Source organism: Pararhizobium sp. P1_E7 (assembly GCF_056405855.1).
This window is the reverse complement of record NZ_JBFUBH010000002.1, coordinates 409471-424748: the sequence shown is the minus strand read 5'-3', so window position 1 is coordinate 424748 and position 15278 is coordinate 409471. Positions and strand designations below refer to the sequence as shown.

16 protein-coding genes are annotated in these 15278 nt (G+C 61.3%); 9 read left to right on the top strand and 7 right to left on the bottom strand.

Features of this window, described 5'->3' with window-relative positions; translation table 11 throughout:
- Nucleotides 1-53 precede the first annotated feature (53 nt).
- Nucleotides 54-689: a J domain-containing protein gene (locus AC1D17_RS04555; RefSeq protein ID WP_477564270.1), complete on the bottom strand. Its 636-nt coding sequence runs from the start codon at nt 687-689 to the stop codon at nt 54-56.
- Nucleotides 690-840: 151 nt separating this feature from the next.
- On the opposite strand from AC1D17_RS04555, the gene AC1D17_RS04550 reads away from it, so the two are divergent.
- Both AC1D17_RS04550 and AC1D17_RS04545 read left to right on the top strand, forming a co-directional pair.
- On the top strand, nt 841-1122 hold the full coding sequence (locus AC1D17_RS04550) for a BolA family protein (RefSeq protein WP_264220313.1): 282 nt from the start codon (nt 841-843) through the stop codon (nt 1120-1122).
- 141 nt (nt 1123-1263) lie between these two features.
- The gene (locus tag AC1D17_RS04545) at nt 1264-2826 is read left to right on the top strand and encodes a caspase family protein (protein WP_477564216.1); all 1563 of its coding nucleotides are present in this window, start codon (nt 1264-1266) and stop codon (nt 2824-2826) included.
- A 24-nt stretch (nt 2827-2850) separates the two neighbouring features.
- On the opposite strand, the gene AC1D17_RS04540 is transcribed toward AC1D17_RS04545, so the two are convergent.
- Genes AC1D17_RS04540 through AC1D17_RS04530 form a run of 3 tightly spaced genes read right to left on the bottom strand, consistent with a single transcriptional unit; the run spans nt 2851 to nt 5898 of the window.
- Entirely contained in the window at nt 2851-4185 is a 1335-nt protein-coding gene (locus tag AC1D17_RS04540) for an HlyC/CorC family transporter (RefSeq protein WP_477564215.1), read from the bottom strand.
- On the bottom strand, nt 4182-5315 hold the full coding sequence (gene aroB / locus AC1D17_RS04535) for a 3-dehydroquinate synthase (protein ID WP_477564214.1): 1134 nt from the start codon (nt 5313-5315) through the stop codon (nt 4182-4184). Before aroB ends, AC1D17_RS04540 begins: the two co-directional genes overlap by 4 nt.
- 4 nt (nt 5316-5319) lie before the next feature.
- Nucleotides 5320-5898 (bottom strand): shikimate kinase, encoded by a 579-nt coding sequence (locus AC1D17_RS04530; protein ID WP_477564213.1) that lies wholly within the window; start codon nt 5896-5898, stop codon nt 5320-5322.
- Nucleotides 5899-6054: 156 nt separating this feature from the next.
- Between AC1D17_RS04530 and AC1D17_RS04525 the strand changes: the two genes are divergently transcribed.
- The 7 genes from AC1D17_RS04525 to AC1D17_RS04495 all read left to right on the top strand — a co-directional run bounded on the left by AC1D17_RS04525 (nt 6055) and on the right by AC1D17_RS04495 (nt 12109).
- On the top strand, nt 6055-6204 hold the full coding sequence (locus AC1D17_RS04525; protein WP_477564212.1) for a hypothetical protein: 150 nt from the start codon (nt 6055-6057) through the stop codon (nt 6202-6204).
- Nucleotides 6201-7157, top strand: coding sequence for a site-specific tyrosine recombinase XerD (gene xerD / locus AC1D17_RS04520; protein ID WP_477564211.1), 957 nt, complete (start codon nt 6201-6203; stop codon nt 7155-7157). The genes AC1D17_RS04525 and xerD overlap by 4 nt, the downstream gene beginning before the upstream one ends.
- 79 nt (nt 7158-7236) lie before the next feature.
- On the top strand, nt 7237-8190 hold the full coding sequence (locus AC1D17_RS04515; protein WP_477564210.1) for an acetyl-CoA carboxylase carboxyltransferase subunit alpha: 954 nt from the start codon (nt 7237-7239) through the stop codon (nt 8188-8190).
- Between the two features lie 196 nt (nt 8191-8386).
- The gene (locus tag AC1D17_RS04510) at nt 8387-9850 is read left to right on the top strand and encodes a L,D-transpeptidase family protein (RefSeq protein ID WP_477564209.1); all 1464 of its coding nucleotides are present in this window, start codon (nt 8387-8389) and stop codon (nt 9848-9850) included.
- A complete protein-coding gene (locus AC1D17_RS04505; protein ID WP_477564208.1) occupies nt 9850-10080 on the top strand; it encodes a sulfurtransferase TusA family protein in 231 nt (76 codons plus the stop codon). The genes AC1D17_RS04510 and AC1D17_RS04505 overlap by 1 nt, the downstream gene beginning before the upstream one ends.
- 169 nt (nt 10081-10249) lie before the next feature.
- Nucleotides 10250-10672: a YciI family protein gene (locus AC1D17_RS04500; RefSeq protein WP_477564207.1), complete on the top strand. Its 423-nt coding sequence runs from the start codon at nt 10250-10252 to the stop codon at nt 10670-10672.
- Between the two features lie 174 nt (nt 10673-10846).
- The gene (locus AC1D17_RS04495; RefSeq protein ID WP_477564206.1) at nt 10847-12109 is read left to right on the top strand and encodes an RNA polymerase sigma factor; all 1263 of its coding nucleotides are present in this window, start codon (nt 10847-10849) and stop codon (nt 12107-12109) included.
- Nucleotides 12110-12123: 14 nt separating this feature from the next.
- Here AC1D17_RS04495 and AC1D17_RS04490 read toward each other — a convergent pair whose 3' ends face one another.
- From AC1D17_RS04490 to AC1D17_RS04480, 3 genes are read right to left on the bottom strand one after another with little or no spacing between them, the layout of a single operon-like run.
- Nucleotides 12124-12861: a DUF930 domain-containing protein gene (locus AC1D17_RS04490; protein WP_477564205.1), complete on the bottom strand. Its 738-nt coding sequence runs from the start codon at nt 12859-12861 to the stop codon at nt 12124-12126.
- 20 nt (nt 12862-12881) lie between these two features.
- Nucleotides 12882-14042, bottom strand: coding sequence for a CobW family GTP-binding protein (locus AC1D17_RS04485; RefSeq protein WP_477564204.1), 1161 nt, complete (start codon nt 14040-14042; stop codon nt 12882-12884).
- Nucleotides 14043-14070: 28 nt separating this feature from the next.
- A complete protein-coding gene (locus AC1D17_RS04480; RefSeq protein ID WP_477564203.1) occupies nt 14071-15198 on the bottom strand; it encodes a D-alanyl-D-alanine carboxypeptidase family protein in 1128 nt (375 codons plus the stop codon).
- Nucleotides 15199-15278: the final 80 nt, after the last annotated feature.

The window sequence follows — 15278 nt, the reverse complement described above, 5'->3', positions numbered from 1 at the left end:
GGGGCAGTCCCGTCTATGCCTTTATAAATGTGTGACCGTAATAAAACGGGTTCCTAGCAGAAGCCAGCCTGTTTTAACAATTGATATGCCTGGATCACGGCACGAAAACGCTCTTCCGATCCCCTGTCCCCGCCATTTGCATCGGGGTGATGCTTTTTTACAAGCTCTTTGTAGGCTGTCTTGACGTCAGCCGGCGTGGCATTGGCATGCAGGCCGAGCGTTTCGAAGGCCTTGGCCTCCAATGTCTTCAGCTTGCGCAGCCGTGGCTCTTGCCTGGGTGCCCGCGCCCGGGCCTGTTCGACGAAGCCGAAGGGATCGCGCATACGGGCCTGCGCGCCGGCGGAACCGGAGCGCTGCTGCGACTGCTGCGGCGCATTCTTGGCGTTCTTGTTGACCCCCACCGTCCATGTCGGACGGTGGCCGGTGATGGCTTCCTTCTGGTAGCGGGCGATCTCGGCATCGGACAGGCCGGAGAAGTAATTGTAGCCCTTGTTGTATTCCTTGACGTGCTCGAAGCAGAACATGAAAAATTCATTTTCGGCATTGCGGCCAACGGGCGCACGATGAACAGCATTCTCCTCGCACCCGTCCCACTGACACTTGGGTGCCATCGGCTCGGGCTTCTGGTTCACCTTGCGGCGCGTCCGGATCCCGTCGAAGTATTTTGAATCAAGTTTCATGGCGCTAATTATGGGGCGTGGCGGGCGCCACAACAAGAATTGACAAATGGGAATGTTGCAGGCTTTGTGAACCCATTTTGCACGCGCAAAACGCAATCCCGGACAGGTCGTTCGTTTGAGATCGATGCCTACGGAAAAGCCAGACAAACGGGGCTAAAACATGTCGCTTCAAAGCCGCATCGAAACAAAACTCAACGCGGCCTTTTCGCCCGAACGGCTGATCGTTGTCAACGAAAGCCATCTGCATGCCGGCCATCATCCGGATATCGACGGCAGCGGCGAAACCCATATGCGGGTGCGGATTGTCTCCAGCGCTTTCATCGGCATGAGCCGTATCGCCCGTCACCGCGCCATCAATGATGTTCTGAAAGCCGAAATCGACGCAGGATTGCATGCACTGGCACTAGAGCCGGCTGTTCCCGGGGAAACAACCCGCTGGTAGGGACAGAGGTAGCTTGCATTGAAGCAACGAGTGCAGACCCAAGGGTTCAGCTCCTGCCGAACGACGGCATACGGAAAATTTTCATCATAGGCGGAGCCGGTTCAAGGTTATCCGGGGAGCCTCTATTTCGGGGTCAAAACGATGCTCAGGTGGCTTGGGCTTGTCGCGGCGTTCAGCGCTGCGTTTCTATCAATCAGTGAGGTATCGGCAGCAACGCCATCCGGAAAGAAAGTCGCGCTTGTCATGGGCAACAGTGCCTACAAGCACGCCGTTGAATTGCCGAACCCGAAAAACGACGCCAAGCTGATGGCGGAGACCTTCCGCACGGCAGGCTTTACCGTCATCGAGGGCGAAGATCTCGACAAGACGGCCATGAGCGCACTGGTCGATCAATTCACCGAGATCGCCTATGACGCAGATATTGCCGTCGTCTACTATGCCGGCCACGGCCTGCAGGTCGACGGGCGTAACTATCTCGTGCCGATCGACGCGCAGCTGGAAAAGGCCGCGCAGTTGCAGACGCGCACCGTGCCCGCCGAAAAATTCCTTGCAGCCCTGCCGCCGGATCCGGCCGTCAGCATCATCATTCTGGATGCCTGCCGCGACAATCCGCTGGCGCGTTCGCTGGCAAAGGTCATGCCGGCCAGCCGCTCCGCCTCGATGGGCGCCGGCTTGGCGCCGGTGCAGGCCAACAGCGAGACAGCCGGAGCGGGCGGACTGCTGATCGCCTATGCGACCGATCCCGGCGCCGTCGCCTATGACGGCAAGGGCATCAACAGCCCCTATACGGCAGCACTCGCGCGGCATCTGACGACGCCTGGCCTCGAAATCCAGAGCGCCCTGACGAGGGTTCGCGCCGACGTCTCGGAAGCGACCGGCGGGGCGCAACACCCCTGGCACAATGCCTCGCTGTCCCGCGAAGTCTTCATCGGCGGAGAGTCCGCGGCTCAGGCTGTAGCCGCGCCTTTAGACGTCAAGCCTACGGGTGATACCCCTTCGGCCGATAAGAACGAGATCAATTGGACCGTCGAACAGAAACTGTGGGAAGAGGCTTCCAAGCGCAACACTGTCGCCCACTACGAGCTTTACCTGCAGCAATATCCGAACGGCAATTTTGCCACGCTTGCCAAGCTCAATCTCGCCCAGATGAAAACCGCGGCGACCACTGAAGTCGCTTCGGCTGCTCCAGCTGGCGAAGCCACCGCCGCAGCGTCGCAGGTTCGCACCGCCGTCGCCATGCCCGATGACGTGAAGCTCAGCGTCGGAACGCCTGAAACGGAAGCTGCCCTGAATCTCGACAAGGAAGGCCGGGTCGATCTGCAACTGCGGCTCGGCGCGCTCGGCCATGTCACGGGCGGTGCGGATGGTGCGCTTGGCGCCAAGTCACGTACCGCAATCGGCGCATGGCAGCAGCAGAACGGCATGGTTGAGACAACCTACCTGACGCTGCAACAGCATATGTTCCTTGTCGTTCAGACCGATCCGATGATGCCGCAGGTGCGCGCCCAGTACGAGGCCCAGAAAGTCGCCATTCGCAAGGCCCAGAAGGTCGCAGGACAGCGCGTCAACAGGCAATATCGGGCAGATACGCTGGAAGGCCCGGTCGAAAACAGGGGCAGCGGCGGCGCAGTGGATCCGGCAGGTGCAGCCTTCGCCGGGGGTCTGCTCGGCGGCGCTCTCGGCGGCATCATCAGCAGCCGCTAAGACTGAACCAACCAAGCCTATTCGTTATTCACTGCCTTCGCTCTTCATCGAGAGCGGAGGCATTGTCACATCGTCGGCCGGCCTGATCCTGAGCCGCGTGATCCGGTTCTTCACCCGTTTCATCACGATGAAGCGCTTGCCATAAAAGGTGAATGCCTGCCGCTCTTCGGGGATCGTCTTGGATTCGTGGATGACCAGACCGGCGACTGTCGTTGCCTCCTCGTCCGGCAGGTTCCAGTCGAGTGCGCGATTGAGATCGCGGATCGGAACGCTGCCGTCAACCACGATGGAGCCGTCGGCCTCCTGGCGCACACCCTGGATATCGATGTCGTGCTCGTCGGAAATATCGCCGACGATTTCTTCCAGAATGTCTTCCAGCGTCACCAGTCCCTGGACTTCGCCATATTCATCGACGACGATGGCGAAATGCCCCTTGCGGCGCAGGAAGGCGTTGAGCTGTTCTTTCAGATTGGTGGTTTCCGGCACGAACCACGGCTTCTGTGCAATCCGGACGATATCGAGATTTTCCGGCTCGACATCCGGTTCGGCAAGCGCCCGCAACAAATCCTTCGCATGAACGACGCCGATGATGTTGTCGGTCGATCCGCGCCAGACAGGCATGCGCGTGTAGGGACTTTCGAGAACGGCACGAACCGCCACTTCCGGCGCATCATCGGCATTGATGCCGCGCATCGAGGTGCGATGGATCATGATGTCGGAGACTTCAAGCTCGCCGAGATCGAGCACGCCGCCGAGCCGGTCGCGGTCGGCCTTGATGACGGAACCTTCGCGGTGCAGGAAATCGACGGCACCGCGAAGCTCCTCATGTGCGGTGAGCATCGGCATTTCCGAGGACAGATTGATGCCGAACAGGCCAAGGATACGCCGGACAATCCAGTTCACCAGGCCGGAGACCGGGCCGACCATCAGAACGACGATACTGACCGCCCGCGCCACCGCCAGCGCAAACCGGTCCGGCGATGCAATCGCCCAGCTCTTCGGCAGCACTTCGGCAAAGATGACCAGGATGATCGTCATGGCGAGCGTCGCATAGGCTACGCCGGACGCACCGAAGAAATGCAGGAAGAGACTGGTGGCTATGGACGAAGACAGGATGTTGGCGAGGTTGTTGCCGATCAACAGCACACCGATCAGCCTGTCGCGGCGCTCGATCAGCCGGTTGACCAGCCCGGCGCGCTCGTCTCCATTGCCTTCCAGCGTATGCATGCGGGCCCGGGACGCAGCCGTGAGCGCGGTTTCCGAGCCTGAAAAGAAGGCCGACAGCAAGATCATCGCCAGGATGATCAAGATGCCCGGACCGTAATCCGCCAGGAAAACCGTGAATGTCTCGTTGCTCATCCCGGATGTTTTTCCTTGAGAAATGCGCTCACTTCCGATGCCGGAACGTCATCAGCGACAAACGACTGGCCGATCCCGCGTGTCAAAATGAAAGTGAGCTTGCCACCGCTAACCTTCTTGTCCTGGGCTATCGCATCCATCAGCTTTTCCACGGGCGGCAAGGTGCCGGGAATGTCATCCATGCGGGTCGGCAGGCCTACCGTCTTCAGATGCGCTTCGACACGTTTGGCAGCGTCGGGGCTTGCCAGATTCATGCGCGCCGAAAACTGATGCGCCAGCACCATGCCGATCGCCACGCCCTCGCCGTGCACAAGGCGCGTACCATCATACTGCGTCGCCGCTTCCAGCGCGTGCCCGAATGTGTGGCCGAGATTGAGCAAAGCGCGCCGGCCGTTCTCCCGCTCGTCGGCCGCAACCACGTCGGCCTTGGCCTGGCAGCTGATGGCGATCGCCTCGATACGGGCATCGCCACCGGCAAATACCGCCTGCCAGTTGTTTTCCAGCCAGGCAAAGAACTCCGGTTTGTCGATCAGGCCGTATTTGGCGACCTCGGCATAACCGGCCTTGAATTCGCGCGGGCTGAGCGTGTCGAGCACATCGGTATCGGCGAGCACCAGATCAGGCTGGTGGAAAACGCCGATCAGGTTCTTGCCGTGCGGCGAGTTGATGCCGGTCTTGCCGCCGACGGAGGAGTCCACCTGTGCGAGAAGCGACGTCGGGATCTGGATGAACCGCGATCCACGCCGGGCAATGCCGGCGGCAAAGCCGGTGAGATCGCCGATGACGCCGCCGCCGAGCGCGATCACCGCATCGTTGCGCTCGATCCGGGCACCGAGGATCGCCTCGCAGACCGGGATCAGATGTTCGAAACTCTTGGTCTTTTCGCCGGCCGGCAATACCAGCGACACCGCCGCAATGCCCTTCGCCTTCAGACTTTCCATCAAAGGCTCGAGATAGAGCGGTGCGACATGCTCGTCGGTAATGACAGCCATGCGCCGGCCCTTCAGCCGTCCGGCAATCTCGGCGGCCGCAGTAGTGATCAGGCCGGGGCCGATAAGGATATCGTAGGAACGATCGCCGAGATTGACGCGAACGGTTTTGCGGGCGGCGGACAGGCTGGCACTGGTCATGGCTTCACTTCTTCGGCATTGCGGCGAGAGCGGAAAGGACTTCTTCCACCATCACCTCTTTCTTCACATCACGCGAAAGCACGGTCAGATCCGCCTGCGCATAGATCGGATAGCGGGCGTGCATGAGGTTTTCGAGCGTCTGCTTGGGGTTTTCGGTTTTCAGCAGCGGGCGGGTATCGCGCTTGTTGACACGCTCCCACAGAACATCGAGTTCGGCGTTGAGCCAGACGGACAAGCCGTGGCGCTTGATATGCTTGCGGGTGCGCTCATTGATGTAGGCGCCGCCGCCGGTGGAAACGATGCGCGGACCGGTGTTGAGCAGCCGCTTGATGACGCGGGCCTCCAGCGCGCGAAACTCGTCCTCGCCGTAGGCTGCGAACAGCTCGCTGATCGACATGCGCGAAACGCGCTCGATCTCATGGTCGGAATCGACAAAGGGAACCCCAAGCGCCGATGCGGTCATCCGGCCGATCGCCGACTTTCCGGCCCCCATCAGACCGACGAAGACGAGGTTTCGTCGCCCGAGCGCGGCCTTCGCCCGCTCGATCAGCGCTTCGGAAACCGGTTCAATCACGTCGCTCATGCAGTTTCAACTTCCCCGTTCCGTTCCGGTATCGACAAATCAGCCGGAAGCGTCAAGACTTCACGACATACGGCGGCGTGAATCCCGTGCGATACCACGGTTCTTGCACTTGCAAACAGGCATGGTCATATAGACCCCTGACCCTAGGAGTTGAAAATGCCCACCCTGTTCCGGTTCCTGTTCATCTGCGCCCTGATCGCCGGGGGGATCTATGGAACGATGGTGGCACTGGTGACCTTCGTCAATCCCGTGGAGCGCGACGTGACCATCCGCATTCCCTCCGAGCGGATCAACAAGCCGCAATGATCGATCTTTCCGCCGCCCATATGGAATCCTTCCTGGAGATGATGAGCGCCGAACGGGGTGCTGCCAACAACACGCTGATCTCCTATGAACGCGATCTGGAGGACGCCTACTCCTTCTTGAAGCAGCGGGGCGTCAAGCCGGTGGAGGCCGTATCGGAAGATCTGCGCGCCTATCTCTCGCACCTTGCACAGCAGGGTTTCAAGGCCTCGTCGCAGGCGCGCCGGCTGTCGGCGCTGCGGCAGTTCTACAAGTTTCTCTATGCCGAAGGCCTGCGCACGGACGACCCGACCGGCATTCTCGACGCGCCGAAGAAAGGCCGCTCGCTGCCCAAGGTGCTGAGCATCGATGACGTTTCAAAGCTGATCGGCCAGGCGGAACAGGAGGCGGCCCAGGGCGGCAGCGACCCCGTGGCGCGGCTGCGCATGCATGCGCTGATCGAGCTGCTCTATGCCACCGGCATGCGGGTCAGCGAACTTGTCTCGCTACCGGCCTCGGTGCTGGCCCAGAACGGCCGCTTTCTCGTTGTTCGCGGCAAGGGCAACAAGGAGCGGATGGTGCCGCTGTCGCATTCGGCGATCCGGGCGATGCAGGTCTATGGCGCGGCGATGGCAAGCGACAATGCCGCGCAGAAAACCCCGCCGCCCGAAAGCCCGTGGCTGTTCCCCTCCTCCGGCAAGGCCGGCTATCTTCCGCGCCAGGTCTTTGCCCGCGACCTCAAGGATCTCGCCGCCCGCGCCGGCATCCGCGTTGCGGCGATCTCGCCGCATGTGCTGCGCCACGCGTTTGCCAGCCACCTTCTGGCCAATGGTGCGGACCTGCGCGCCGTACAGGAACTTCTCGGACATTCGGACATTTCAACGACACAAATCTATACCCATGTGCTGGAAGAACGGCTGCATCAGCTGGTCCAGAACCATCACCCTCTTGCCAAACAGGCGAAAAAACAGGATTAGGAGCGCCAGAACACTTGGCCGGGACGGCTGAAACGTCAGACCCGTGGCCACTGGCGCAATATGATCGGAAACGCATCACATGCACAATTATCTCGATTTCGAAAAACCAATCTCCGATCTCGAAGGCAAGATTCACGAGCTGAAGAAGATTGCCAGCGAGGACGAGAGCATCGACACGACCGACGAGGTCGAGCGCCTTGAAGTACGCGCCCGCGAGGCGATGGCCGAAATCTATTCCAAGCTGAACCCCTGGCAGAAGACGCAGGTCGCGCGCCATCCGCAGCGCCCGCACTTCCAGGAATATGCTGCCAATCTCTTCACCGAGTTCACGCCGCTGGCCGGCGACCGCAAGTTTGCCAATGACGAGGCGATCCAGGCCGGCCTTGCGCGCTTCCGTGGCACGCCTGTCGCCGTCATCGGCCAGGAAAAGGGCAACGACACCAAGTCGCGCATCAAGCACAATTTCGGTAGCGCCCGGCCGGAAGGTTACCGCAAGGCGATCCGCGTCATGGAAATGGCTGATCGTTTCGGCCTGCCGCTGATCACCCTGATCGACACCGCCGGCGCCTATCCCGGCATCGGCGCCGAAGAGCGCGGCCAGGCCGAGGCCATCGCCCGCTCGACGGAAATGTGCCTCAACATGCGCGTTCCGATCGTCTCCGTCGTCATCGGCGAGGGCGGCTCCGGCGGTGCTATCGCCATTGCCACCGGCAGCCGCGTCTACATGCTCGAGCATGCGATCTACAGCGTGATCTCGCCGGAAGGTGCAGCCTCCATCCTCTGGCGCGACTCGACGCGCGCCAAGGAAGCGGCGACCAACATGAAGATCACCGCCGAAGACCTGAAATCGCTGGGTATCATCGACGGCATCATCGGCGAACCGGTCGGCGGCGCGCACCGCGATCCGGATGCCGTGATCGAAAAGACCGGCACGGTGATCGCAGACGCGCTGAAGGATCTTTCCGGCCGCACCGGCGACCAGCTGCGCTTGGACCGCCGCCAGAAATATCTGGCCATCGGCCGCCAGCTTTAACCACAATCTCGAGCGCGTTCCGGGGATAAATGGAGCGCGCGGTCCTACCTTGGCCATATTCTTGGCGTCTGGAACGGTTGGGGCAAGGCGGTTCTGTAAGGTTAATATTTTGTGAAGTATAAGGGCATATTGATTCCCTGTGGTCCGCCTGCATGGGAACGCCACGTTCGACAGTTTTCTTGATGGACCTTTGCCGATGCGTTTGACACATCTTGTTGCCACCGCTGCCATCGCCGCGCTCCTTTCGAGCTGCACCGCCAACGAGGCGATGGATACGGTCGATGTCGATCTGAAGAAAGTTTCCAGCAAGGTCAATTACCAGCTCTCCGGCAAGATCGTCCAGAAGATGCAGGCGATGAGCATGGCGACGACCTCGCCGATCATGCTGCGCATTTTCAAGGAGGAAGGCGTTCTCGAAGTCTGGAAGGCCAATGCCTCCAATCGCTTCGAAATGCTGCGCCAGTACAAGATCTGCGCTTGGTCGGGCAAGCTCGGCCCCAAGGTCAAGGAAGGCGACCGGCAGGCGCCGGAAGGTTTCTACCCGATCTCGCCGGGCCAGATGAACCCGAACTCCAGCTATTATCTGGCCATCAATACCGGCTTCCCCAACCGTTTCGACCAGGCCAACGGCCGCTACGGCACCAATCTGATGATCCACGGCGCCTGCTCGTCGTCCGGCTGCTATTCGATGACCGACGAGCAGATGCAGGAGATCTTTGCCCTGTCGCGCGACGCCTACAAGGGCGGCCAGCAGGCGATCCAGCTGCAGGCCCTGCCCTTCCGCATGACTGCGGAAAACATGGCGCGGCACCGCAACAGTCCGAACATCGACTTCTGGAACATGCTGAAGCCCGGCTACGACCAGTTCGAGATCACCAAGCGCCCGCCGGAAGTGAACATCTGCGAAAAGAAATACGTCTTCAACCAGCAGACCGACGGCAAATTCTCGCCGACCGGCCAATGCCCGGCCATGTCGACGCCGGCGGTGATGCAGCTGGCGCTGGAATCCTATAATCGCAAATACAACGAAGACTATGCCAAGGCGACGAAGAAGCTCGACGGCCTGGTCTGGTACGAGCCGACCGAGGCCGAGCGCAAGGCGATCGTTGCCAAGCAGCGCGTCGGCAAGGAGCTGGCTTATGCGCCGACCGGTACCTCGCTGGATGCCGGCAAGCTGATGAAGGTCGCCGACCTCGAAAAGCAGGAAGCCCATCGCGCCGAACTTGAGGAAGCCAAGAAGGCGATCGAGATCCAGAAGGCCGAACTCGAAAAATCCACCCGTAACGGCAAAAACGTACCGGTGCCAGTGGAGAACCCATTGCCCAAGCCGGTCGAGCAGGCCGCGGTCGAACAGACAGGCCCGGCGCGCAAAGGATTCTGGGGCAGCCTGTTTTCCAGAGGCGGCGCCGATGCGCAGCAGCTGGAGCCCGCAGCCGTAGCTCCCCTCGATGCGGCTCAACAGCAGCAACCGGCTGATCAGAAACAAGCGGTGCAGCAACCGGCGCCAACGGCGACCGCCCAGCCCGTTGCCTCCGCGACGGCAAAGAATCCGGCCGATGCGCCGGCACAGGCAACGACGGCAACCGAAACTGCGCCAGTCGCCGAGGTTGCCGAACAGCAGCCGAAGAAGCGGCCGTTCTGGAAAATCTGGGGCAATTGATGCCTGACAGTCTGGTCTATGACCTCAAGGGGCTGAAATGCCCCTTGCCGGTTTTGAGAACACGCAAGCGCATGCTCACCCTTGCTCCCGGCACGCTGATCACGGTCGAGACCACTGACCCGCTCGCCATCATCGACATTCCGCATTTCTGCAACGAAGACGGCCACAGCCTGGAGCGATCCGAGGCACTGGCAGGCGGGCATCGTTTCGTCATCCGCAAGAAGGCGTAGAGTTCAAAGGTATCGCTACCGCCAGCCGTTCGCCGTCCCACTGTTCAGCCCGCAGTTCCTCGTCTAAAAAATCTCAAAAAAGTTTCGGCAAGCTGTCGATATCACTGACACTCGCTCGTCGTATGATCAGGAAGGCCAGTCTGGCTTTCAAAAACCAGAGGAGAAGACAATGCGTGTCATGGTTATCGTAAAGGCGACGGAAGACAGCGAAGCAGGCATCATGCCGACGACCGAGCTTCTGGAAGCAATGGGCAAGTACAACGAAGAGCTGGTCAACGCCGGCATCATGATGGCCGGCGAAGGACTGCACCCCTCAGTCAAGGGCAAGCGGATCGCTTTCGACGGTCCGGGCCGCGCCGTCATCGACGGCCCTTTTGCCGAAACCCGCGAACTGATCGCCGGGTTCTGGCTCTGGGAAGTCAAGGACATGGCCGAAGCCATCGAATGGGCGAAGCGTTGCCCCAACCCGATGCCAGGGCCAAGCGAACTCGAAATCCGTCCGGTGTTCGAAGCTGCGGACTTCGGCGAAGCATTTACGCCGGAATTGGCCGAGCAGGAAGAACGGCTGCGCGAAAAGGCAGCCAAGCGCTAAAATCGCTCCACCAAGGTCAAGCCGCCGCAGCGGCTTGACGCTGCTACTGCTGCTCGCTTACAGCGCCGCGCGTCACTCATGACGCGCAAAGGTTGCTGTAGCACTTTAAATTTGCTGCATAATTTTTTCCTTAAATCGATTCCGATTTCAGGAATTATGCAGTAAGCCGGACGCATGGCTGCGAGCGAAACACATCAGGCAATTGAGACGGTTTTTCGGATCGAGCAGGCCAGGCTCATCGGTGGCCTGGCACGGATGGTCCGGGATGTCGGGCTGGCCGAAGAGCTGGCGCAGGACGCTCTGGTGACCGCCCTATCGGAATGGCCGAAGACCGGTGTGCCCAAAAATCCGGGCGCCTGGCTGATGGCTGCCGCCAAACGCCGCGCCATCGACGGCTTCCGCCGTAAGAAGATGCTTACCCGCAAGCATGCCGAAATCGGCCGCGACCTCGAAGACGAACGCGATACCAGCGTCGAGGACGTCGAGAAAGCACTGGACGACGATCTCGGCGACGAGCTGCTTAGCCTGATTTTCACCGCCTGCCATCCCCTCCTGTCGGCGGAAGCGCGTGCCGCGCTGACCCTGCGGCTGATCGGCGGACTGACGACCGACGAGATCGCCCGCGCCTTTCTCTCCAACGAGGCAACCATCGCCCAGCGGATCGTCCGCGCCAAGAAGACACTTAGCAATGCCGGCCTGACCTATGCCGTGCCGCGCGGGGCCGAACGCAAGGAACGTCTCGCATCCGTTCTGGAGGTGATCTACCTGATCTTCAACGAGGGCTATTCGGCCACCACTGGCGAGGACTTGATCCGCCCGGCCCTGTGCTCGGAAGCCCAACGCCTCGGCCGCATTCTCGCCGGCCTGCTCCCCGGCGAGCCGGAGGTGCTTGGCCTGCTCTCGCTGATGGAAATCCAGGCCTCCCGGCTCCACGCCCGCGTTGCCCAGGACGGTTCGCCCATACTCCTGACGCAACAGAACCGCGCCCATTGGGACCAGCTTCTGATCCGCCGTGGGCTTGCGGCCCTGCAGCGCGCGCAAGCACTCGGCGGCGCCAACGGGCCCTATGCCCTGCAGGCGGCACTGGCCGCCTGCCACGCCCGAGCCCGCCGCGCGGAAGATACCGACTGGCAGAAAATCGCTGACCTTTACGATACGCTACGCGCGATAATGCCGTCGCCGGTGGTCGATCTCAACCGGGCGGTGGCCCATAGCATGGCCTTCGGTCCGCAGGCGGGGCTCGCACGCCTTGACGAGATCGATCCGGCTGCGGGTTTGCAAAACTATGTGCCTCTGCCGGCCGCAAGGGGGGATTTTCTGTTTCGTGCCGGACGGTTGGCGGAAGCCAGGGTGGAATTCGAACGTGCGGCGGACCTCACCCGCAACGCCCGCGAAAAGGCCTTCTTCCTCGCCCGTGCCGCGGCCTGCGCCAGCTGATCCACCCGGGCCTTCTAATCCGCCGGACCGTCATCCGCCGACAGATTGTGACCGGCCCAGTCGCTTTCCGGGATCTCTGTGCCGACGGCAAAGGCGAAAGACACGACCTGCTTGAGATCCGGCGTCACCTCGCAGGTGAAGCCGATGTTGTACCAGAGGCGCTTGCTGCGGAATGCGCCGCCATCAGCCTTGAGCTTCTGCCCCGACAATTCGATATCGGCCATGGCGTAGGCCACCAGGAAATCCGGCCTGAACGCGGTTTTCCAGATATGGATCTGCTCCATCGCCTCGATGTTGCAGAGCTGGACGATGCGCTCAAGGGGCGCCAGTCGCTGCAACGCCTTGCGTGCCTTGGCGCTGCGCGGATCGGCCAGCACCTTTGCCGACTGAAGGCGCGTCGCCCGCACCGTGACGCTTTCTGCCGGGCGTCGCCGGTCTGTCGGCAGCTTGGTAAAATCCGGCACCGAACTTTCGCTCGATAGCCTGGATGGCGCATCGTTCAAGGCATCGGCCTGGGTCTCAGGTACCGATGGCCTGCTTGCGGCTTCAAACTGTTGTGGCGTCAGAACATCGACGGTGACGCTGTCCTCCGACGACGGGGCCTGCCGGCGTGGCGTCACGGCCAAAAGAAGGGCAAGCCCGATCAGAATATGGAAACCCAGCGAGGCGCCAAAACTCCAGCCGCCGGGACGGTTTCCGGGATAGGCCGGCGCCCGCATGTTGCCGATGACATCGCCCGCACCGAGAAACATGCCAGCCCCTTGCCGGTGCGCTACAGCCTGAGCCCGGGAACAGCCAGCGGATTGTCCTCCAGCGCCTGCCGGTCCGGACGGTCGATACGCGGCTTGCCGGTGAAGGCGTCGAAGAGATCGCGCACGAACGCTTCCGGCAAATCCTTGGTGATCAGCACCATACGGGTGCGCCGGTCGGACGGGTCAGGCCAGCCAGCCAGGCGCTGCGGCGTATGGAATACGCTCTGCACGCCGTGCAGGATCAAGGGCCGGTCCGGATTGTCGGACATCGCGACGATCGCCTTCATCCGCAGCAGTTTTTCGCCATGGGCGGAGCGCAGGAGATCGACGAACATTTCCAGCGCCATCGGATCGATCGGCCTGTCGTGGACAAGGCCGAAGGAGCGGATATCGGTACCATGCCGGTTTTCGTCATGATGGTGGTGATCATGGTGGCTGCAATGCGCATGGTCATGATCGTGGTGGCCATCATGGTCGTGATCATGGTGATGATCATCATCCGCGGCCGCTTCGTCCTGCAGCCAGCGGCCGACATCGGCGATCTTGGTTGCCGGATCATAAAGCCCGCAATGGAAGAGTTCGGCCTTGCCAGCCTCAGGCAGATCGCCATCGATCATCGGCGCGCGCGGATTGAGCGCCCGCAGCCGCGCTTTCAGGGCAATTACCGCATCCGGCGTCGCGAGCGACATCTTGCTGATCACAAGGCGGTCGGCCATCGCGGCCTGCTTGGCAGCTTCCTCGTGATTGTCGAGCGTCGATAAACCGTTGACCGCATCTACGACGGTGACGACGCCGTCGAGCCGGTAGCTCTGGGCGATGACCGGATTGCCCATGACGGATTGCAAAACCGGTGCCGGATCGGCAAGGCCGGTGGTTTCGATGACCACGCGCTTCAAGGGCTTGATCTTGCCGGTCTGCATCCGGTCCATCAGATCGGCCAGCGTATCGACCAGTTCGCCGCGCACCGTGCAGCAGAGGCAGCCATCCGACAGCTCGATGATGCCGTCGCTCGATGCCTCGACCAAAAGATGATCCAGCGAGACATCACCGAACTCGTTGATGATCACGGCGGTATCGGTGAGATCGGGATCCTTCAGCAGCCTGTTGAGAAGGGATGTCTTTCCAGCACCGAGAAAGCCGGTGAGGATCGACACCGGCACGGCGTTCTGAACAGGGCTCATGGTTTATCCGATCAGCAGGCGGGAAGCTTTAAAAAACGGGACGCGGAACCGGGATCGGCACATTGGCGACATCGCCCTGTGCGGTCTCCGTCTGTCCCTTGCCCTTGACATCGGCCACCTTCTCGGTGCCGGGGATAAGCCCGGCGGCGACGAGGTTGAGCGGGCGGTTGATCTCGTGAATATAGGGCGACAGCAGTTTCTGCCGGCCGGCCTCATCGCGGTTTTCCGAACGGACCTTGGCCGCCTTCGGATTGCAGATTTCCTTGCTGACATCGGCAACCATGTCGCGGGTCTCGCCATAGGGCGCGATCTGGCCCAGGCCGGGCTTGCCGGCACCGCTCGATGTCAGGCCGAGCTGCAGCAACCGCGCCGACTCGTCCGCCCTGCCGCCAAGGCTGTTTGCGCCCAGGACGACCGAAACGACGGCGCGGCCATTGCGCGTTGCCGAGGAAACCTGGTTGAAGCCCGAAGCGCAGATGAAGCCCGTCTTCATGCCGTCGGCGCCGTCGAAGCGGCCAATCAGCATATTGAGGTTCGGATAGTTCCTCTTGCCGGTGGTAAACCCCTCATAGGCGAAATAGGCGGCGTATTGCGGAAATTCGCGCTTGATGGTGATTGCCAGAACGGCAAGATCGCGGGCCGTGGTGTACTGACCCGGCGCCGGCAGGCCGTTCGGGTTGACGAAATGCGAGGATGACATGCCGATCCGCACGGCCTCGGCATTCATCCTGTCGACGAAGGCAGGCTCGGAGCCGGCAACGGTCTCCCCGATGGCAACCGCAATGTCGTTGGCAGACTTGATCAGCATCATCTTCAACGCGCTGTCGAGTGTCACTGCCTGGCCGGGCTTGTAGAACATCTTGCTCGGCGGCTCGCCTGCGGCGTTCTTGGTCATCACCACCGGCGTTTCCAGCGTCAGCTGGCCGGATTTCAAGGCGCGGAAGGTCGTATAGGCCGTCATCAGCTTGGTCAGCGACGCCGGATACCACTTCTGATAGATTTCCTGCTGCTCGTAAACCTTGAGTGAGCTGACATCGACAACCAGCTGCGGATTGGCAGCGCTCGGCAGGGTGGCCGAAAGCAGCGACGCGCAGGCGCCCGTCAGGACTGCGAATAGCTTCAACGCGCCACTCTTGCGAATTCCAGTTGTCACCACATCAAACCTCGAAATTTCGGGAATTGCCTCGTATCGTCCGGCTATTTAACCTATATGGCGAGGAGATGGCAAAGACCATT